This window comes from Brevibacillus fortis (assembly GCF_003013395.1).
Lineage (GTDB): Bacteria > Bacillota > Bacilli > Brevibacillales > Brevibacillaceae > Brevibacillus > Brevibacillus fortis.
Genome location: NZ_PXZM01000024.1, coordinates 69,529 through 89,218, shown reverse-complemented (window position 1 = coordinate 89,218; position 19,690 = coordinate 69,529). Strand labels below are relative to the sequence as shown.

Here is a 19,690-nt window from a genome sequence, read left to right as displayed (position 1 = left end):
CGTTCGTTCAGGTTTGAATCGGTTCTTGGCTGTTGCCAGGCTGGTTCATCGCTCGTCTTTTGGAGGAAACGAGGTAAATGACAAAACCTGCGAGAATCAGTAGCATGACCAAAGGCTGTTTGATAACCTGCTGCAACGTAGCAGCAAACGGAATCGTGAAGATGACCTTGCCAATCAGTCTGTTCGGATCCGTCCAGCCGCCATCTGCCTCTTGATTGGCATCCCCTTTCGTTTGGAGATAGCCGTTTTCCAGTCGCTGTATCACACGGTGGGTAATTAAAGAACGAGATTGATCGTCCTTCCAGTACGTAACAATATCACCCGTTTGCGGGACGGTACTCTCATAGCGCTTCACGATGACCATGTCCCCGGTGTTAATCGCTGGCTCCATACTCCCTGTCAAAACAGAGAGCACCTTCCAATTGCCGATTCCCGGAATCCCATCAGCGTTCAGGCGGCTGCTCGTGAATAAAAAGAGATTGATGATCATAAAAAAGGCCAGTAACACGATGCCTGTACGCTTCACCCAGATTCTTCCCACACCGCTCACCTCTTTGTCTCATTGTACGTGGATTGTGCTGGCTTCATCTTCCACCACCGGAAGGACTGTGCACACTCAAAAGGTGGAACATTTTTAGCGTTCGGAATGACCGGATCTCATACTGAAGGAGGAGGGAAAACAAAAAAACTGCCGCGTGGGCAGTTTGCGCTAACAGTTGGTATCTAGTTTTCCATCACGCAAGAGGAAGTGATACGTGCCTTGTGAAGGAATGAAATCAACATCGTGCTGGGCAGGGATCGCCTTTTGCCTCGTAAGATCGGTTCCACAATACGGGCAAAACCATGAATACGAGTCCCCACTACTGTACGAGATTTTTTTACAGACCAGACATTCTTTCTGCACCATGGTCACGTTCCTCCCCTCTCTCCTATTTTCCCAAGAGGAGAGGCACATGCCCATCGGAAATCAGATTGGTTGTGAGTAGCCGTCAGTCTGAAAGATTACCCGACCATCGGCGGTACATTTGATACCCGGGTAGGGGAATGAATCTGTACAGCACGGGTAAACGCACGTACTACTTTTTCGTCATAGGCCGTACCTGCCATCCCGCAAATCTCTTCAAACGCCTCTTCCAGGCTCGCCGTTTCTCGATAGGCTCGCGGCGCTGTCATAGCCAGGAAGCTTTCCACAATTCCCAGTATTTGCGCCAGCAAGCGGATATCTTCGCCTTTTAGCTTGTTCGGATATCCTGACCCGTCGTATTTCTCATGATGATCCTGCAAGGCAAGCACCACGCGGGTAAAGGCCGGGTCATTCCGAAACATCTCAATCCCGAACATGCAATGCTCCTGAATGATTTGGAATTCAAACGTCGTCAGCTTCTCCCCTGTCTCGAATACATAGTCGGGAAACTTGATCCGACTGACGTAATGCAGAAGGGAGAGGAGCTTGATTTCCCAGTCTTGTACTTGTTCTTGCGGGAATTCGAGCAGCATCCGTTTCATCAAACGGCTCATTTGTTCAATTTCTTTGCTGCTCGTCTGTGTCTTCCTCTCAACGATCGGCACGAGCGTATTCAGCAGCGTAATAGCCGCCTCCCGATTGTACGCCTCTGCCGATAGCCTGGACTCCCCCGCCACCTTTTTCATGGTAAGGTGTCCCGCCCAGGCACATAGCGCACTTCCTCCTGCCAAGATGAGCGAAAAGAAAATGTTCAAGGTGATGGTCTCTTCGTTTTCATAGCCAAGGGAAAACGTAAAAATGAAGTAGCTGATCGCTCCCCAAACGACCAGAAGCAATCGATCAAGAAAGAAGCTAAGGAAAATCGGATAGAGCAAAAAAACAAACCATATGCCCATGAACTGATGCGGATTATACAAGCATAAGAATAGCAGCAAGGCCATTCCCAAAAAGGCGGAAATATGATTCGAGTAAAGATCCGCAATCACGTAACGTTTGTGCAGCACATATACGGTCCAACTTACCGCAGCGCAGGCCGCCAGTCCAACTTGTGCGTTCCACTCCGATGCCATCATTCCTAATACATGTAACAAGAATGCCATGAAAGAAGTCAGGCTGACGAGGATCGAGATCCAGTAGAACATCCCATTTGCCAAAGTTGTGGAGTAGTTTCGGTTCTTCATTCGGAGCCTCATAGACAACCCCCTCTTCACTGTTTTCTAGGAATGCGGGTAAGTCATCTGTTAACGCGGAACTTTGACAAGTCCCTTTTTCAACGCATACAACACGGCTTGGGAGCGGTTCGGCTGTCCCGTTTTTCGTAAAATGCTGCTGACATGCGTCTTCACTGTCGCTTCCGAAATGTAGAGCTGCCCGGCGATTTCTTGATTGCTCAGATTCTCTACGATCAATTGGAAGATTTCCTGCTCCCGCTCTGTGAAGGCGATCTCGTTTTCGTCCTTCTTTTTTCGCTGGAGCTTGGACTGAAAGCAAGAGTAGCCCATCATGACCATGTCCATGGTATGCAAGATTTGTTCAGGCACCGTATCCTTCATGATGTAGCCGTCTATATTCGATTCCAATGCACGGAAAACGTCCTCACTCTCGTCATATGCCGTCAAAATTAGCAGCTTGATATCGGGGAGCTGCTCCTTTAGCATTTTGCAGCTGTCAATAACGGACGCCCCAGGCATTTTCAGATCGGAAACGATCAAATCAGGCTTAAGCGCGAGTGCCTTCGTGACCAGCTCATCGCCATCGCTCGCCTCATCGATCACTGTATACCGGGGAGAGCTGTCCAAAATCATCTTGAGACCCTCGCGTACAATCCGATGATCATCCACCAATAACAATCTCGCTTTATCCAAACATCTCCACTCCTCTTCTCGGTATGATCGCCGTGACCTCGGTTCCTTCTTGGGGCTTGGAGCGAATGTGCAGCGTTCCCCCTACTTCATTGATTCGCTCCTTCATCCCGATGACTCCGTACGTATTCGTTCCTTCTTTCTCTTCCGGTAAAAATCCGATCCCGTCGTCTTTCACACGTACTTTTACTTGCACAGAGGAAGCCTCCACACTGACCGACAAATTCTGGGCGCGAGCATGCTTGATCGCATTTGCCGTAGCTTCTTCCACCATCCGATAGATCGCATCGAGAACTATTAGCTCCTCCTCGATCACATGCCCTTTGGCGGAAAAGCGAATTTGCAGATCTGTACCAGCCGTCATTCGTTTGAGTAGTTGCTCGATCGCTTCTGCAATTTGCTCCGACTCCCGGAATTGACGCAAATGGGTAATCGTATGTCTGACTTCTTGATGACACCACTTGATCCGTTCTTCGATCTGTCCCAATCGTTCTGCTAACGTTTCTCTGATTTCCTCCGGGATAGCACGCTTTAGCTGGAACAGCTGGGCAGATAGAAAAAACAACTGCTGCGCAAGGCCGTCATGCATGTCCTGCGCTAGCTTTCGGCGCATGTCGTTATGCAGAGATTGCGCCAGTTCATAGCGGGCCCGATTTTGTTTCCCATGCTGACAAATGACAGCAGATATAAAAAGCAACAAAATCCGATCTAACCGGTAAAAACCTCGCTTAGGGTTAATCGAGTAAATCAAGCAACCCCACGCTTCTCCATCCAGTTGAAGTGGAATACATGCATACGTGTCCTCTTTGCCCGTATAGTCATTGAGTGTCTGTACAGAAAAGCGTCTCCACTTGTCTGCTCCGGCATCGAGCAAGGTATGGAGAAAAAACTCGCGCTTCCAATTCCCCTCAGCATCATGCTCATGGTACAAGCATAGGTATGCTTGCTGTGCATGGAACACCTTGCGTATCATGTGCTCCGTCACGGAACATAGATGGCTGGCAGGTACAGATCCGACTTTTACGAGGAACAGATAGACTTGATAGGACTTGGCGTAGAGATATCTCATCAGCCGTAAAACGGCCCGAGCCCAAAATAAAACACTGATCCAAATGGTGATGTCTAGCAGCAAACGAAGTTGGTTGAGTCTGGTTTGAGAGAGGATCATGGTGAAGTCGATGAATTCTGGGAGAAGGGAGATGACGATAACGAACAATCCAACAATGAGAAGAAGCTGCTCTAACCGCAGGATAAGCATGAGCCAAAGCAGCGTCGTGTAGGCGAAGAGCATAAAAGGACTGTCCCATTTACCCGTCTGGACGATAAAAAATATGGCAATAGCCATGTCGATGAGTCCAAGCAAAAACCATAGCTTCTTCGGAATGGCATAGGCGAGAATGACCGCATAGACGGAAGTAACCATGAGAAACAAGGTAAACACACGGTAATCCCAATTCGGTGCCTTCATGTAAAAAAAGAAAAAAGCCAATAGCAAGACCCATTGGAAGAGGTAAATGACAAGGCGGAACTCATATAGTAGTCGATTCATTCGAGTTAGGCTCCAATCCTATTGTCCTAACAAATCTAAAAAAATACATATCTATCGTACCGTAAGTGAGCGAAATAATACAATATATGAAAAATGTCGAATAGAAAATTAACTTTTTAGCCAGATAGACCTACACCCTCGTAACACATCGAAACAATGGTAGGAAGATAGTCTTGAAGGTCCTTATCTGAAATTATATTCGAAAATAATTGAACTTTACATTCGAAATTTTTATAATACTATCATTCAAGAAAATTTTGGGAGAGTGCATAGACGTGAAAGTTTTGAACATTGGAAGTGAACGGACAACGTATCGGGTGGAGATCTCGTATTCTCCTTTATTCGAAGCGGCCTTGGGAATCGCCGCCGCTACCTACGATCAATTGCACCACACGATGGAACACCCCCCTGCCTATTGGCGTCAGCTGTTGGACGAGCTAGTGCCTTCTGTACGGCAAGAGGTCGACTATGCGAAGGAGCACAATACGTGGAAGACGCTTTTGCAACTTCTCGATCTTTGCCCTTTTACTGATCTAGATTCATTTCTCTCGTATGTCAGCGAGCTCTCAACAGAACAGCTGCGATACGAGGCTCTCCCTTATCTGGGTGAAAATATGCAAGAAGCACGGCGGAATGCTGCACGAGGAAGCAAGGATGATTGTGCCGTTTTGCAGGAAGCGTGCCGCGCGCACCTCTTTTTTGAATCGTACATCGGACATATTACTTCCGTTGATGCAGAAGAGCTGCGGAGTCATATTCTCAGATTGATGGAAGGCTGGTATACCTCTCACATCAAGCCGCAAGAGGACGTGATCGCTCGCATGCTAGAACGGGATTGGTCGCAAAAGCAAGCCAAGCTAGGAAAACTCAGCCCGGAAGCCTTGGTGGAGTATGCGACGGGATCGAGCTATCTCCCAGAGCCTGCCGTGACACGCGTACTGCTGATCCCACAAGCGATCTATCGCCCGTGGACCGTACAGGCTGATGCCGATGGGACGAAAATTTTTTATTACCCTGTTGCTGACGAAAATTTGCACGATGCTGTAGATCCTTATCAGCCACCCCCTTCACTGGTACAAGCCTTAAAAGCACTCGGAGATGAGCATAGGCTGCGCATGGTCAAAATGTTGGCGGAAAAGGATCTGAGCCTGCAAGAACTAACAGATCAACTCTCCATGGCGAAATCGACAGTACACCATCATCTGTCCATGCTGCGTTCTGCCCATCTCGTGGAAACAACAGGCTCCCGTTACAGACTCCGCCGTCATACGCTGGACAAGCTCCCCCTGGTGTGGGATGAATTTCTGGACAGGAGCACCTCATGAACCAGACGGTGGTACAAGCCTCTGTCTGGCAGCAGCGTTCCTATCGTTGGATTCTTTTCGGTCAGCTCATTTCAGAACTCGGCGCCTCACTCGGTACCCTCGCCAATAGCTGGTTAATCTATCAGGCAACAGGCTCACAAGCTGCCGTCGGACAAATGTGGCTGCTGTACTTCTTGCCGTCGCTCGCCATTCAGTTGGTAGCCGGACCGTACATCGACCGATTTGACAAGAAGCGTGTCATGATTTTTTCTCAATGGATGAGGGCTGCTGCGTTTTGTTTGTCCTTTGCAGTCATTACTTCCGGGACCGAATCACTCTGGCCACTGTATTTCACGGCCTTGATCAACGGTCTCGTTCAACCTCTGTATGTGCCAGCCAGTCAGTCGCTCCTCCCTGCTCTTGTCAAAAGAGAGCAGCTCCTCCAAGCCAACGCCTATTTGGATAGTGTCCTGCGAATTGCCTTGATTACAGGTCCTCCTTTGGGCGGGATTCTCGTGGCTGGTATCGGCGGTGAATCGGTACTCGCATTGGTCGCGATCAGCTATACGCTCAGCGGTTTCTTTCTGGTTCTTTGTCCATTCACCCCAGAGGATCCTGCCCACAAGAAGCAATCGTGGTTCGTCATGTTTAAGGCTGGCCTCTTGATTTTTTGGCAGAAGCCTCTTCTGCTCTGGCTTGGCTTGTACTCCGCTCTCGTCCAATTTGCTGTCGGAGTCACGCTCGTACTAAACCTGCCTTTTGTAGTCGGCGAGCTGCAAGGAACCTCGTTTCATGTAGGCTTGTTTTTAGCTGGCTATCCGCTGGGATATTTCTTCGGCTCCTTGCTCGTGCCACGCTTCGGAAAAAGCTTCGAGCAGCCCCTGATCATGTTGGGATCACTTGTACTAGGCGGCTTAAGCTTTGTTGCGATAGGCTTTACCCATGACTTATGGCTCGCGATTACCATCGAACTACTGGCTGGTCTGTTTGCTCCCTTTTTCCAGGTACACAGCACAAGTCTATATCAGCTTCACGTTCCTTCCGAGCTAATGGGGCGTGTACTTTCTGTCCGACTGCTCATCGTGCGTGCGACAATGCCCGTCGGTATTTGGCTCGGTGGACAACTGAGCGATCAGGTAGGAATTCGCCCTCTTTACATTTCCGTAGGTGCCTTCATCGTCGTCGCCGCGCTGCTGGGAATATTATTTCGAAAATTTGTAAATAACAGGATATTCCATATATAATGAGAACCGTATGACTCCTAAATTTTGAATGGGAAAAGGAGAATTTTCATGACTCATCCGACATTGGATAACCTTCAGCATGCTGTCAGCAGCGTCATTGTGGGAAAAGAAGGCCAGATTCGTCTATTGGTAACGGCCTTGCTCGCCCGTGGTCACGTATTGCTGGAGGACTTGCCCGGAATGGGAAAAACCGTGCTTGCCAAAACATTGGCGCAAGCGATTGGCGGCTCTTACAACCGCCTGCAATTTACCGCGGATTTACTGCCATCTGATGTCGTCGGTCTACACGTGTTCAATCAAAAAACAAATGAATTCGAACTGCGCAAGGGACCTGTTTTTGCGGATGTCTTACTCGCAGATGAAATAAACCGGGCCACTCCCCGAACGCAATCCGGCTTGCTGGAATGCATGGAGGAACGCCAGGTTACGATCGAAGGCGTCACCTTGCCGCTTCCTTCCACTATGCTGGTCATTGCTACCCAAAATCCGATTGAATCAGAAGGCACCTATCCGCTGCCGGAAGCTCAATTGGATCGCTTCCTTTTCAAATTATCTCTTGGCTACGGTACGAGAGAGGATGCCAAAGAAATTTTGCGGAGATTCCGCAGCGGCTCCCCATTAGAGGCCGTCGAGCCGGTCATCACTTTCGAGCAAATTGTGGCTCTGCAACGCGAGGTCACGACCGTTCATGTCAGCCAACCGGTAGAAGACTATGTCATCGACCTGACGGAAGCGACTCGCCAGCATCGCTCGATTGAGGTGGGTATTAGTCCGCGCGCGATGCTCGCCCTGTTGCGATCCGCTCAGGCTTATGCATTCGTTTCTGGTCGTACATATGTCTTGCCAGATGATGTAAAAGTGGTGTTCCCGAGTCTCGCCGCTCACCGCATTCGCCTCTCCATGGAAGCAGAGCTGCATGTGACAGAGCAGGAAGTCGTGGAGCAAATCTTGACTAGCGTCCCCGCTCCCGTCGAAGAAAGCGTGTAGCGCTATGATCACCAAGCAAACTTTTCATGTAATCGGTTTTGTATTGTTGCTCTTCGCCATTTTTTCCGGCCACTGGTTTTTCTTTCTGTTTGGGGGCTTTTTCTTTTTTCTCCCTGCTGCACAAGACTGGTGGGGCAAGTCCATGTCCAAATGGGTGTCACTCGAATGGTCCAGCGATCATACGCGCGTCCTATCAGGGACACCCGTGCACGTTACGGTTCGCTTGCACAATCGTTCGTGGCTGCCATTACCTGCTACCTGGCTCCGCTTCACACTGCCGGAACATGTCGTAGTGGAAGGAGCAGACGAGGTGCGAACCCTCAATCACCGGACCAGCGTTCGCCTTCGGTTTGATCTGCCGATGCGGCAAAGTGCTGTTCGCACATTGATTCTCATCCCGAACAAGCGAGGCACAGTCTGGCTGACGGATATTCAATCCGAGACATTGCCATTACTGGGCGAGGAGCCTACCGCCATGACATTGTCGATTTCCTTTTCCTTGCTGGTCTATCCGCTGCCTCTTGCTCTTTCTCCCGTCTTGCTCGCTAAAACGGAACCGGACGGGAATCGGCTTTCTCGTCAGCGCCAACAGGACGATGTCACTTTTCAGCGTGGCGTTCGGTCATACATGCCAGGCGACCGTTTCAAGCACATCCATTGGAAGGCAACCGCCAAAACAGGGTCACTGGAGACGCGCCTTTTCGAGTATACAGCCCATCCAAACTGGCGAATCGTCGGGCATATCCTGCCCTCCTATGAACCGATGATGCAAAAGTATAACGATACCACCAATGAACGGACAATCTCGTGTCTTGCGGCTTTGTCTGGCCTGTGCAGGAGAAAATCGGTCGGATACGAGCTGTACCTTACCGTAAAGCAACGAGGACGTGATCATTTCCATTTACCTACAGGAAATGGCAAGGCACACCACCTGCACGTTATGACTCAGCTGGCGCAAATGCATCATTTTGTGACGACGTCTCTGGCACCTGTTCTCCGCCGTCTAGAAGGGGTCCCTGGGAAGGAAGCCATTCTCATTGTGACACCACGAATGGACCAATCTGTACAAGCCTCGGCGGAGCGTCTTGTTCAATGCGGTCATCAGGTTGCTGTGCTGGATGTCTCATCTGATCCTGTCACTATCCAGCGTTTTGAGCATGCTCGCTTGAAAAAAAGGAGCGTGATGATGCGATGACACTCTCGTTGATGGGCCGGTGGACGCTCGCCTTTTGGATGGAGGCACTGCTTACTGGTGTTTTCCTGATATTGTTTGGGTATATGACGGCAGGCTTTGGTCAACTGCTCTCGTTTTGCCTGGTGGCTGCGATTCTGCTCATGGTTGGGAGCTGGTTGTATTATGGCGGTGGCGGACGATTTCTGCTCCATCTGTTGCTCTATCCCATTGTGTTTGTCATAGGAATAGGCAGCTTCTACTTTTACGATTCCTGGCTCGTCGCTCTGATTCTAGCTGCTGTTTATTTTTGGAGAGTACAAAGCGCTGCCCAGGAAGGTTATCGACATGACAGTCTGCAACGCAGATTTGTTCTCGCGCTAATGGCGGGCCTGATACAGCTCGTGATAACAGGACTTTACACCTCAATTGTCGACCCGGGTTCCTATTCGCCCGCAGCCTCTTTTTCCATGCTTGTCCTCATTACTCTCAGCTATATTTTGGTGGCGATCGGGGCGTTCGTGTTGCGGGAAGGATCACTTTCTACGAGTCTGCCTGCTCGCGTCAGTTTGATTCTCGGCAGTCAAGTACTCGGCACTCGTATTCTTTTGATCGCAGGTTATTTGGCTGTCGGGTCTATCGTACTTGGTCTCTTTTATTGGATATGGACTTGGATAAAAGGACCACTCACCGCTGGACTGTACACGCTATTTGAGCCTGTGCTTATTGCTATTGTGGAATTGTTCGAGCGTTTGTACGAGAGAGCGAACCAAAACCAGGCAGGCATGCAGTTACTCATGGAAAGTACGGGGCAAAAAGCTAATAATCCCATGGTACAAATGCAGCTCGAAGAACCGCTCTTTTCTGTTCTTCAGCCATACTTAATCGTTGCCTTCATCCTCGTCTGTGTGATCCTGCTCGGCCGATATATATGGAAAAAACGCTTCAAAGGAACAACTACTCCGAATCCAAAAGCGATGGCTGCACAAAATACGGTGTTGACCACTATTCCCCCCTCTGCCAGCGAAGAAAGTACAGGGGACGATACTGCTAAATGGTTCAAACAGTCCATTGGCTCAGAGGATGATCCCACCCGATACGCCTACTATCAATTTCTCGTCCTCATGGAGCAGCAAGGAATGCCAATCGAGCTGCATGAGACACCCCAAGAATTTCTCCATCGCCTGTGCGAGCAGTCCTCGCTAGATGCAGGTCAAATCGATGCAGCCGGCCGTATTACACGCTACTATCAGCAATATCGCTATCAGGAGCAGTCACTTCCCGAAGCGGATTTGACAGCGATGCAGCAAGCCGTGCAAACACTCGGCTCTCGTTTTTCCGAGACGTAATACCGTTCTCCAACCACGTGCTACCTTTTAGCCGTGGTTGTTTTCTTTTTCTCTTGACATCGAGGTGCCCCTCCGGCATAATTTCTTCAATTTTGCCCACCCCCAAATTGAATTTACCAAATGGTTAATTGAACAAGAAAGGAGAATGCTCGGTGCAAGATTTGCCTAACTGGCTGCGTAAGCATCTGCACGTCGCATACATACCCGGCTATGAGTTTTTCTTAAGTCTTCACGTACTTGCAAAGCCGGAGCATCACAGCGCCCGCTTGCATTGGGCGGAGGAGCTGCTCACTGCGCTACCTGCCCCACTCTTGGAAAAGCTTCACTATTTTAGTTCCATGTCCAATCAGTTTCTCGATGCCATGGATTTCCTGACGCCTTGGGAGGAGTGCTTTGAGCATTCTGTTGAGGCCGCACTGGAACGTGTACAGGCGATGGATGCTGGCGAATTTGCCCAACTCATGATCGGTCCTGTCTATCATCCCAGACAACTTCACGCTTGGATGCAAGGACGTACGGACGAGATTTTTGATGAACTGAAACCGGAGCATCGGGAGCTTTTGCGCCATCCACTCTCAACCAAGCGCAGTTTTCTAGAGTTTTGCTACGACTACCTGCCTTTTTTCCAGACAGAAGAGCGGCGGATTGAACCGTGGCTCGTCCGCGCTGTACATGAGGCACAAGAGCAGATCAGGCTTGATCCGATTCCGTTTTTGTCGCAGGTGCACCCTCGCTTGAAGGTGCACGAAGACTTCTTGCAATTTCACAAGGCAAAAACGTACACATTTGGCTATTCAAAGCTCGCTCGTATCCATTTGCGTGTCTCTACTTTTGTCTCGCCGCATTTGTTGCTTGGCATTTACGACGATCATATCTCTGTGTGCTTATCCATTGACGTTCCCGGCACCTCGGCTACCTCGGTTATTCCCGCTGACTTCATCAACAAGATGAAGGTGTTCAGTGATCCGACGCGGACGGCGATTCTCAAATCGTTATTGGCTCATCCTTACTGCACGCAGCAGTTGGCTGACCTGCACAACATCAGTGAGCCTGCCGTCAACAAGCACTTGAATCTTCTGGTAGACACAGGTTTTATCTGGAGTGAACGGCGAGGACGGTATGTGTTTTACCGCGCGATTGCATCACGTCTGGAACAACTCGCCGTCGATCTGCATGAGTTCATCGATATGCCTGTTCCCAGCCTTGCCTCTCCACCTGCTTCATCACATCCCCCAGAACGGAGGAAATAACGTGTTTCATGTCGCCAAAGCTACCTTTATCCGCAATACCCGCGTAATGATTCGTGCCTATCCGTGGTCGTTTGTCATCGGCCACATTTTTTCCGGGGTGTATACGGTGCTGTTCGCCTTCTTCGCCTATCACTATGTATTTGCCGGACAGCTGGACGGGAATTTCGTGCATCTCACTGGCTCGTCCGATTACTTGTCGTACGCCATCCTCGGCGGAGCTTTTTATGCATTTGCCGTCTCAACCTTGATGAATGTCAGCCGCTCACTCATTACGGAGCTACGGGAAGGGACCTTGGAGGCTGTTTTGCTCACCCCTTCCATGCGCAGGGGGTACTTTTTAGGGAATGTCGCCCAACAGCTCATGCGTACTTTGTTCGAATTTTCGGTGATTGTACTTGTAGGGGCGTTGTTCGGACTCACCCTTTCTCATACGAACGTATGGAGCGCCGTCCTTGTCTGGATATTGTCTACAGGGGCTTTCTTTTGCCAGGCACTCGTTTTGGGCAGTCTCATGCTTTACTTCCGCGATACGTACATCACACAAAACACACTGTTTGCCGTGATGGCCTTTGTCAGTGGGGTGACGTTTCCGATTCCGTATTTGCCTGAATGGCTGCAACCGCTCGGACTCATCATGCCGCTCGCGCCTGCACTGGATGCTTTCCGGCAATGTGTGATTCAAGGAGCGCCGCTGCATGCCGTTTTACCACAGCTATTTCATATGGCGGCCCTCTCCCTCATCTATCTCGTCATCGGGGTGTGGGGCATTCGTAGGATGGAAAAACGCGTCATGGAATCGATTTTTGGATAACGAGGAGGACAACAATCATGCTAATTGCAGAAAATGTACGGAAGGTATACCGGGTAAAGGAGAGAAAAGGCTGGTTTCGCCAGCAATGGACAGAGGTCGAGGCAGTTGCTGATCTGTCCTTTCGCATGGTACCCGGCAAAATCATTGGATTGTTAGGTATTAATGGGGCAGGAAAAACAACAACGATCAAGATGTGCTCCACACTGCTCACCCCGACCAGCGGCACCATCACGGTAGACGGATATGACGCGGTAAAGGACGACCGGTTCGTCAAGGCGAAGGTCAACATGATCGCAGGGGGCGAGCGCATGCTGTACTGGCGGCTGACAGGGCGGGAAAACCTGCAATACTTCGGCAGTCTGTACGGTTTGCAAGGGCAAGCCTTGCACAATCGGATCGATTCGTTGCTCTTGCAGGTTGGCCTGTATGAGGCCGCCAACACCCCTGTCGAGCGTTATTCCAAAGGCATGAAGCAACGACTGCAAATCGCCCGCGGACTGATCAATGATCCGCGCTACCTGTTTCTTGACGAACCGACTCTCGGCTTGGACGCCCCCATCGCCCGACAGCTTCGCAAGCATGTGAGTGAGCTCGCTGCTCAGCATGGAAAAGCCATTCTGTTGACCAGCCACTACATTCATGAGGTAGAAGAGCTTTGCGACGAGGTATACATCATCGACAAAGGAAGGCTCGTGGCGCATGATACACCGGAGCACCTGACCAAATCGCTTCATTTGGATACAGCCTTACAGGTAGTGATCCCTTCTCTTTCCGACTCGCTCGATTACGATTTGCGCCAGCTAGTTCTGGATTACGGCGGCTCGCGTGAAATCGCAGAAACAGACGAGCAGACCTGGGAAGTGACGTTACGGGGAAAAACGGATATGACGACTCCGCTGCTTTCCCTCTTGGCTGCTCACCAATCCCCTGTCTTGCGCCTCTCTACCCAACAGCCATCACTGGAGGACGTCATCCTGCACATGGCAGATCGGAGGGGGGCATGAAACAGCTAGGCAGTCTGCTTTTGGCCGAAATCATCAAGGAGCATCGCCATTCGTTTCATAGCAAAATGATCTACTTCTCGCTCTTGGTCTGGCCCGTCATCAATTTCGTAACTGCGTATTATTCGTTTGCCCCGTTCCGGATGGGAGCTGATTCCCCTCTAGCCCGGTTCATCAGTTACGAGCAGTTGCCGTTGTTCCTGTTGACTGGCTATTTAGGCTACATCTTTTATTGGTGCCTGGTGCAGTCGTCGTGGCAAATGAGCTTTGAGAGGCAAGCGGGAACCATGGAAATGATCTTCATCAGCCCGGTCAACCGACTCGCTTTTCTGTATGGACGTTCGCTTTCTTCGCTGATCGAGGGGGTCTGGCTGTTCTTTTGCTTTGTCCTGTTAGCCTTGTTTTTTGTCGATGGCATTCAGCTGAGCGGCTGGTGGGCACCTCCGCTCGCCTTCCTCATTTTGCTGGTATCGGCTATCGTCTGGGGTGGCTTTCTCTGTGTGCTCTTCCTGTTTTCACGCGATTCGAGCTTTCTGTACACCGTACTGGATGAGCCGATGCTGATCTTTTCCGGTGTCCGTCTACCCCCGATGGCCTTTCCGGTTTGGGCCAAGGTCATTTCCTTCTGCTTTCCCCTGACCTACGCGCTTCAATTGATTCGCGCTCTACTGATGGAGGGAGCGTCGTTGCAAACTATGCTGCCGAGCATGGGACTTCTAGCGGCTGTCTTGCTGGTGCTGGTGACGGCGACCGTCGTGTTGTTGAAGCTAGCGGAGAAGCATATGAAAAAGACAGGGAACATGGTGATGTATTAGTTGGGCAAAAAGGAGCTAAATATAGAACGCCCTTTCCTAATTGGAAAAGGCGTTTTCTTATTTCCCTCTTACTCCACCGTCAACAGCTTCTCCACAAATCCCCCAATTTCTCGTTTCCGATCAATAAAATGAACCTCCAAGATCCAGTCACGCGGCTGACCTTGCTGATCCGGTTCCCTCATCGGCTTGTGGTTGTCTGGGTGAATGTAGTTATCGATGTCATCCCCCTGAATTTTTTCATGCGGGAATTCACCGATGAGATGCCCTGCGTGCGGTCCACCGTACTCCCAGCCATATTGTTTTGCAAGCTCGCACATGTAGAAAAACAGCTCGCTGCTCGTAATATCCGGCTTGGACAAAAAGTAAGCCTTACCCTCGTCCCACGCTTTTTCAATATCGTCGCGCAGCTTGTGTTTTACCGGATCATTGCCGAGAACGTACGTCCGGCCGAGATCAGCCTCCCAGTCCTCAAAAATAGGCCCGAAATCAAGAAAGACAATATCTTCGGGGGAGACAGTCAAATTCGGTGGGTTTTCTCTGTACGGATACAGCGTGTTTCTTCCCGCTCGCACAATCCGCTTATGCCAATATTTTTTGATCCCGAACAATTGAAAGGCCAGCTCGTAAATCTCCTTGTTGATATCTTTTTCCGTCACACCGCTGCGAATGATGCCCTTCCCTTCGATTGTGGCAAATAAAAACTCAGCTTTGGTCTCTGCTTCGCGCAGGGCCTGATGTCTCTTCTCCAATAATGGATTCATCATTTGATGGCCGTTGCCAAAAGATTGTAAAAGTCTACACATCTTTTGTTTGCTTCCTGCTTCTCTGTGTCTGCTTTGGCCGAAGCTACTCGCATCTGATAGGACACTCCACAGGCGTAAATTCGGATACAACGAATCCTACAGATTAGCGGTAACTTATTGGGGTTAGCTCGCTAATTTTGCTAGGTTGATAGAAGCATTTACATCTCTATCTATCTCTAGCCCACAAACACATTTGAATATTCGATCTGAGAGCTTTAAGTCTTTCTTGACCTCACCGCAATCAGAGCAGGTTTTTGATGAAGGATACCACTTGTCGGCTTCCATGAAGCGAATACCATATTTCTCGCACTTGTACTGTAACTGTCGCTTGAACTCGTAAAGTTTTTGCTGTGCGATAGCTTTTGATAGGTGGCGGTTCCTCATCATGCCTTTGATATTCAATGTCTCCATCACTACTGTGCTAGGCTTGGTTTTCACGATAGCGCTAGTAGCTTGGTGACTGTGATTGGTACGGATATTCGTTAATCTCCGATGAAGCAAACGAATGTGTTTCTCGACCTTTACAATGTTGCAAGTTTTGACGAAACGGCTTCCCTCCTTATTCATTTCGTATTTTCGAGAAACCTTACGTTGCAACCTACGCAAGCGTTTCTCTGCTTTCTTCATTACCTTTGTCTTGTTAATGTTCTTGAAAGTCATTCCGTTAGAGCATACCGCAAGGTCTTTTACGCCTACGTCAATTCCAAGGCTCTCGCCTGACAGCTCCGGCTGAATGAATTCTTGTTCAACACCTATAGATAAGTACCAATACTTCCCGTCAAAAGAGATTCGAGGCATCGTATAATTCACATCTGTTGGCAATTGTTCAGATGTCGTTACCCATCCGACCTTTTCAATGAGAACGTGATTCTGCTTAACTTTCAGCTTCACGTTGTCGTTGTAGAAAGACGGCTTAGAGCGTCTTCTGCTCTTGAAGTTTGGCTTATCCGCTAACTTCTTGAAGAATTTCTTGTAAGCATCGCAGGCGTCTTTGACCGCCTGCTTTGTGATGTTATTGGATACGTCATACAGCCAATATTCTTCTGTTTGCTTTAGCTGCGTCAGCTCCTTACGTAGATCACCGTCTAGCAAGAACTTTCCACCGTTACGATAATTTTCTTCTTGCTTTGCAAGCGTCCAGTTATAAGCCCAACGAGCAGTACCAGCAGATTTCCAAAGTTGTCGTTCTTGTACAGGAGTTGGCTTGAGCCTAACTTTCTTCGCTAGAATCATTTTCTGCCAACTCCTTTATCATTTTCTTTGCTTTGTTTGCTCGCTTTCCTGGCAGTCTACAACTAAACACCGTTACGATCTGGATAAGGTCTTCAACTAATTCCTGTTCTTCTGTTTTCTCGGAGTTGTCTATTATTTCAACAACAACGCTGAATCTATTGCATAGATTCTCAAAGAGTTCGAAGCCAAAGCTTAGTAACCTATCCTTGTAAAGAACAACAACGCGATCAGCCTTACCTTGAATGATGAAATCCATGAGTTGAAGCAACCCACGTTTTTCATAGTTAATACCACTGCCGATGTCTGTAATCACATCAAAAGAGTACCCTCTCGCAATCATGTAGGATTTTACATTCTCCACTTGACGTTCTAAGTCATCTTTCTGCTTGTTACTTGATACTCGGCAGTAGCCAATTGTTATTCTTTCCTGCTGGACAGCAGGTCTTCGCAGATACTCATGCAACTGTTCATCCGAGTAATAACGATATCCATTTTCTTTTACTAAAATTGGGGTTAGCTTTCCTAACTTATCCCATTCCCTTAACGTTTTAGGCGTTACACCGATCAGCTTTGCAAACTTCCCTATGGAGTACATTTTTCATCACCTGATTACATTGTACTACAGGTTTATTTTTGTATAAAGTTGTTTAATGTTATATTTTCCGTTAATTACCTCCCACACAATGCAACCACTCGCTAATGAATGAATATGAACAAGTGATTTATCCATTTTTTGTAATTGGAGATGCATGTCTATTCAATCAAAATTTTTTGAGCATACCCTATCGTATATCATCTAAAGAAGTGATCATCCTTGAGAAGGAATAAATCCCGCAACAAAGGATACAAGAAAGTAAATGGTCGTTTGGTGCAATTTTCTACTCCTCCTAATCCTGATCGTGATCCTTATTCTAGACACAATCCTCCCAGAGAAAGAAGCATGAGATGCAGAGCCTGTTGCTGGGAAGATCCTGATCGGCTGCAAAGTGTATGCGGTTGGTGTTGTGCTGAGATGATCCAATAATAGTTGATAGAAACAAGCGTCCGGACCTCCACATTCGGACGTTTGTTCATCATTCAGTTGTCCGCGCCCAGTTCTCGCAATTTTGCGATAATGAATTGCTCCACCTGATCATTCATGGCGATTTTTTCCTTCGCTAATGCTAACAACGGTTCATACTCGCCAATCAATACGGAATGCTGCGCTTTTTCAAACAGCGGCAAATCATTCATGTCATTGCCAAAGCAGATGAACGGCTCCCCTGCAACATCGAACTGATTCAGGGCAGCCCATTTGTTCACTCCCCGATAAGTGAGGTCGAGAATGCCTTCCGCCGAATGATAATGCAGCGTAACATCGAGTTCCTTGATTCTCGCCACCAATTCTTCATAACGGTCACACGATAAAATCAAGATTTTCAGGACGGCATTCAATTGATCCACATCCACACGACTGGCTGACCGATTGGGATCGACTTGGCACAAAAAAGGGTGGGTCGACACACAATTATGTGCGTAATTCCACGAGTCATCGATGAAATACTGCGCGCGATAATCATCGAGAATGCTGATGATTTCATGTGCCAAACGATCCGGGATCGGCACGCAGGCCTGCAAGCTCCCCAGGTGATGTGTCATCGCCCCATTCGCGCCAATGAGGAGATGGTTGGCAAACCGCTCATCGAGAACAGGCAGCATATCACGATATGGTCTTGCGGAGGCGAAACCTACAGTATGTCCCGCTTGCTCGAGCGCAAGCAGGCTATCCAAAATATTTGTGGAGATCGGCTGACCCTTGAAACAGATCGTCCCGTCCAGATCAAATATGAACTTCATTTTGTCCCACCCTTTCTAATCGCTGTCCTGTCCATCGTAATGGATAGCCGTCCGAGACCAAAGGGACAGATCGTTCAAGATGAGTGGGACAGAAAGCTGATCTGTTAATCGAACCAGGCGCTAGCCAACAAGCGAATGCCCTCCCGAATATCATCGGGGGTCAATGCTCCGTACCCTAGCAATACCGTCGGATGCTCTCTTGTATCATGCAGCCAGTATCGGGCAGTTCCGTAGACCTTTACGCCTTTCTGATAGGCACGCTCCATGAGTTCCGCTTCTGTCCGTTGACTTTTTACGGTCAAAAATACATGTAGCCCCGTATCCTTCCCTTCTATTTCCACACGTCCTTCCATGTAACGAGCTACTGCCTGAAGAAACACCTCTCGCTTTTCCACGTAGTTTTTTCGCATGTGCTGCAAGTGTCTGTGCCAATAGCCATCGGACAAATACGCCGCTAGAGTCAGCTGGTCCAATCGGGAAACGGGCTGATCGTATTCAGGCATGCGCTGGTGAAAACGCGATAGCAACTCGTAAGGAAGGACGACATAGCTGACGTTTACGAGCGGCAGCAATGCTTTGGAGAGCCTCCCAATGTAGACAACCTTTTGAGGAGACAGACTCTGGATCGAAGGGATGTAGCTCTCCTGATATTTGAACTCCCATTCGTAGTCATCCTCCACCAGATAAGAATGCGATAAGGATTGCGCCCACAGGGTCAATTGGTTTCTTTTCTCCAAAGACATCGTCATTTTGTTGATGAATTGCTGGGAAGGGCTCACGTACATGACGCTTGCCCCGCTTTGCACAAGCTCTTCTATGGATACCCCGTCTGCCTCCAAGGGAATGCCGTGTACACGGTAGCCACCGTTTTGAAACGTATTTCTCGCACCATCATAGCCCGGATTTTCCACGCCAATCACATGCTTCTCTCTGTCCAGCAGCTGGACGACAATCGACACCAACTGTTGCGGTGTGGCACCAATAACGATCTGCTCCGGCGTGGCGAGGACTCTTCTCGTTTCATGCAGCAATTTCGAGAGTTCCTTTCGCAAGACGTACTCGCCTTGATCCAGCCCCTCCACCATATACGTGAGCTGATGGTAGGAAATAAGCTTGTTACGCAGCTTATTCCACGGATGAAAAGGGAATGCCCCCAGTTCGATGTTGCCGTAGCGAAAGTCATAGCGAATCGGCGGTATACGAGAGTCTTCCGGTTCCGCTGTTTGCTGCCCGGAAGGAGGTCCTGCTTTATACGTCACCTGATACCCTTTTTTCGGAATACTGCTGACGTACCCTTCCGATACCAGTAGCTGATAGGCAACTTCTACCGTGTTTTTGCTGACCGCAAGCGATTGGGCACCGCTTCTGATCGAGGGGAGAAATTCTTCATATGTGATTTGGTTACGCAATATTTCGTCTTTGATAAAGTGATAGATTTGGATAAACAGTGGCTCTCCCTCTGTGAAATGAATGGCAGAAAGCTCTCGCAACGTACAGGAACCCCCTTCCTT

19 protein-coding genes are annotated in these 19,690 nt (G+C 49.0%); 9 read left to right on the top strand and 10 right to left on the bottom strand.

Translation table 11 applies throughout. The features are described 5' to 3' along the window. Positions 1 to 7: 7 nt before the first annotated feature. The 5 genes from C7R93_RS16485 to C7R93_RS16465 all read right to left on the bottom strand — a co-directional run bounded on the left by C7R93_RS16485 (position 8) and on the right by C7R93_RS16465 (position 4,375). Positions 8 to 541, bottom strand: coding sequence for a signal peptidase I (locus tag C7R93_RS16485; RefSeq protein ID WP_106839831.1), 534 nt, complete (start codon positions 539 to 541; stop codon positions 8 to 10). 168 nt (positions 542 to 709) lie between these two features. Then, positions 710 to 907, bottom strand: coding sequence for a hypothetical protein (locus C7R93_RS16480; protein WP_106839830.1), 198 nt, complete (start codon positions 905 to 907; stop codon positions 710 to 712). 95 nt (positions 908 to 1,002) lie between these two features. Next, positions 1,003 to 2,145, bottom strand: coding sequence for an HD-GYP domain-containing protein (locus C7R93_RS16475; protein WP_158264028.1), 1,143 nt, complete (start codon positions 2,143 to 2,145; stop codon positions 1,003 to 1,005). A gap of 60 nt (positions 2,146 to 2,205) precedes the next feature. Further along, positions 2,206 to 2,829 (bottom strand): response regulator, encoded by a 624-nt coding sequence (locus C7R93_RS16470; protein WP_106839828.1) that lies wholly within the window; start codon positions 2,827 to 2,829, stop codon positions 2,206 to 2,208. Then, positions 2,822 to 4,375, bottom strand: coding sequence for a sensor histidine kinase (locus C7R93_RS16465; protein ID WP_106839827.1), 1,554 nt, complete (start codon positions 4,373 to 4,375; stop codon positions 2,822 to 2,824). The genes C7R93_RS16470 and C7R93_RS16465 overlap by 8 nt, the downstream gene beginning before the upstream one ends. A 275-nt stretch (positions 4,376 to 4,650) precedes the next feature. Between C7R93_RS16465 and C7R93_RS16460 the strand changes: the two genes are divergently transcribed. The 9 genes from C7R93_RS16460 to C7R93_RS16420 all read left to right on the top strand — a co-directional run bounded on the left by C7R93_RS16460 (position 4,651) and on the right by C7R93_RS16420 (position 14,307). After that, positions 4,651 to 5,700 carry an ArsR/SmtB family transcription factor gene (locus C7R93_RS16460; RefSeq protein WP_106839826.1) on the top strand — a complete coding sequence of 350 codons (1,050 nt, stop codon included), beginning with the start codon at positions 4,651 to 4,653 and terminating at the stop codon, positions 5,698 to 5,700. Next, positions 5,697 to 6,923, top strand: a complete 1,227-nt coding sequence (locus C7R93_RS16455) for an MFS transporter (protein ID WP_106839825.1) — start codon at positions 5,697 to 5,699, stop codon at positions 6,921 to 6,923. The genes C7R93_RS16460 and C7R93_RS16455 overlap by 4 nt, the downstream gene beginning before the upstream one ends. A gap of 48 nt (positions 6,924 to 6,971) precedes the next feature. Further along, positions 6,972 to 7,910: an AAA family ATPase gene (locus C7R93_RS16450; protein ID WP_106839824.1), complete on the top strand. Its 939-nt coding sequence runs from the start codon at positions 6,972 to 6,974 to the stop codon at positions 7,908 to 7,910. A 4-nt stretch (positions 7,911 to 7,914) separates the two neighbouring features. Next, positions 7,915 to 9,105: a DUF58 domain-containing protein gene (locus C7R93_RS16445; protein ID WP_106839823.1), complete on the top strand. Its 1,191-nt coding sequence runs from the start codon at positions 7,915 to 7,917 to the stop codon at positions 9,103 to 9,105. Further along, positions 9,102 to 10,430 (top strand): DUF4129 domain-containing protein, encoded by a 1,329-nt coding sequence (locus C7R93_RS16440; protein ID WP_106839822.1) that lies wholly within the window; start codon positions 9,102 to 9,104, stop codon positions 10,428 to 10,430. The genes C7R93_RS16445 and C7R93_RS16440 overlap by 4 nt, the downstream gene beginning before the upstream one ends. 152 nt (positions 10,431 to 10,582) lie before the next feature. Then, positions 10,583 to 11,680 (top strand): ArsR/SmtB family transcription factor, encoded by a 1,098-nt coding sequence (locus tag C7R93_RS16435; protein WP_106839821.1) that lies wholly within the window; start codon positions 10,583 to 10,585, stop codon positions 11,678 to 11,680. A gap of 1 nt (position 11,681) precedes the next feature. Further along, positions 11,682 to 12,491, top strand: a complete 810-nt coding sequence (locus C7R93_RS16430) for an ABC transporter permease (protein WP_106839820.1) — start codon at positions 11,682 to 11,684, stop codon at positions 12,489 to 12,491. A 17-nt stretch (positions 12,492 to 12,508) separates the two neighbouring features. Continuing rightward, positions 12,509 to 13,495: an ABC transporter ATP-binding protein gene (locus C7R93_RS16425; protein WP_106839819.1), complete on the top strand. Its 987-nt coding sequence runs from the start codon at positions 12,509 to 12,511 to the stop codon at positions 13,493 to 13,495. Continuing rightward, complete coding sequence (locus C7R93_RS16420) at positions 13,492 to 14,307, top strand: ABC transporter permease (protein WP_106839818.1); 816 nt, start codon at positions 13,492 to 13,494, stop codon at positions 14,305 to 14,307. The genes C7R93_RS16425 and C7R93_RS16420 overlap by 4 nt, the downstream gene beginning before the upstream one ends. 68 nt (positions 14,308 to 14,375) lie before the next feature. On the opposite strand, the gene C7R93_RS16415 is transcribed toward C7R93_RS16420, so the two are convergent. The 5 genes from C7R93_RS16415 to pdxR form a co-directional block, all read right to left on the bottom strand. After that, positions 14,376 to 15,071 (bottom strand): M24 family metallopeptidase, encoded by a 696-nt coding sequence (locus tag C7R93_RS16415; RefSeq protein WP_106839862.1) that lies wholly within the window; start codon positions 15,069 to 15,071, stop codon positions 14,376 to 14,378. A gap of 162 nt (positions 15,072 to 15,233) precedes the next feature. Continuing rightward, positions 15,234 to 16,343, bottom strand: a complete 1,110-nt coding sequence (locus tag C7R93_RS16410) for an RNA-guided endonuclease InsQ/TnpB family protein (protein ID WP_106839817.1) — start codon at positions 16,341 to 16,343, stop codon at positions 15,234 to 15,236. Beyond that, a complete protein-coding gene (locus C7R93_RS16405) occupies positions 16,321 to 16,938 on the bottom strand; it encodes an IS607 family transposase (protein ID WP_106839816.1) in 618 nt (205 codons plus the stop codon). Before C7R93_RS16405 ends, C7R93_RS16410 begins: the two co-directional genes overlap by 23 nt. A 482-nt stretch (positions 16,939 to 17,420) precedes the next feature. Continuing rightward, on the bottom strand, positions 17,421 to 18,179 hold the full coding sequence (locus C7R93_RS16400; RefSeq protein WP_106839815.1) for an HAD-IIB family hydrolase: 759 nt from the start codon (positions 18,177 to 18,179) through the stop codon (positions 17,421 to 17,423). A 104-nt stretch (positions 18,180 to 18,283) separates the two neighbouring features. Then, complete coding sequence (gene pdxR, locus C7R93_RS16395) at positions 18,284 to 19,669, bottom strand: MocR-like pyridoxine biosynthesis transcription factor PdxR (protein WP_106839814.1); 1,386 nt, start codon at positions 19,667 to 19,669, stop codon at positions 18,284 to 18,286. Between the last annotated feature and the right edge of the window lie 21 nt (positions 19,670 to 19,690).

What these genes read in the sequence shown, in the direction of transcription:
- C7R93_RS16465 (WP_106839827.1), bottom strand. Translation starts at nt 4,375, where the DNA reads ATGAATCGACTACTATATGAGTTCCGCCTTGTCATTTACCTCTTCCAA.
- C7R93_RS16400 (WP_106839815.1), bottom strand. Translation starts at nt 18,179, where the DNA reads ATGAAGTTCATATTTGATCTGGACGGGACGATCTGTTTCAAGGGTCAG.
- C7R93_RS16455 (WP_106839825.1), top strand. Translation starts at nt 5,697, where the DNA reads ATGAACCAGACGGTGGTACAAGCCTCTGTCTGGCAGCAGCGTTCCTAT.
- C7R93_RS16475 (WP_158264028.1), bottom strand. Translation starts at nt 2,145, where the DNA reads ATGAAGAACCGAAACTACTCCACAACTTTGGCAAATGGGATGTTCTAC.
- C7R93_RS16440 (WP_106839822.1), top strand. Translation starts at nt 9,102, where the DNA reads ATGACACTCTCGTTGATGGGCCGGTGGACGCTCGCCTTTTGGATGGAG.
- C7R93_RS16415 (WP_106839862.1), bottom strand. Translation starts at nt 15,071, where the DNA reads ATGATGAATCCATTATTGGAGAAGAGACATCAGGCCCTGCGCGAAGCA.
- C7R93_RS16425 (WP_106839819.1), top strand. Translation starts at nt 12,509, where the DNA reads ATGCTAATTGCAGAAAATGTACGGAAGGTATACCGGGTAAAGGAGAGA.
- C7R93_RS16405 (WP_106839816.1), bottom strand. Translation starts at nt 16,938, where the DNA reads ATGTACTCCATAGGGAAGTTTGCAAAGCTGATCGGTGTAACGCCTAAA.
- C7R93_RS16410 (WP_106839817.1), bottom strand. Translation starts at nt 16,343, where the DNA reads ATGATTCTAGCGAAGAAAGTTAGGCTCAAGCCAACTCCTGTACAAGAA.
- C7R93_RS16450 (WP_106839824.1), top strand. Translation starts at nt 6,972, where the DNA reads ATGACTCATCCGACATTGGATAACCTTCAGCATGCTGTCAGCAGCGTC.
- C7R93_RS16480 (WP_106839830.1), bottom strand. Translation starts at nt 907, where the DNA reads ATGGTGCAGAAAGAATGTCTGGTCTGTAAAAAAATCTCGTACAGTAGT.
- C7R93_RS16445 (WP_106839823.1), top strand. Translation starts at nt 7,915, where the DNA reads ATGATCACCAAGCAAACTTTTCATGTAATCGGTTTTGTATTGTTGCTC.
- C7R93_RS16420 (WP_106839818.1), top strand. Translation starts at nt 13,492, where the DNA reads ATGAAACAGCTAGGCAGTCTGCTTTTGGCCGAAATCATCAAGGAGCAT.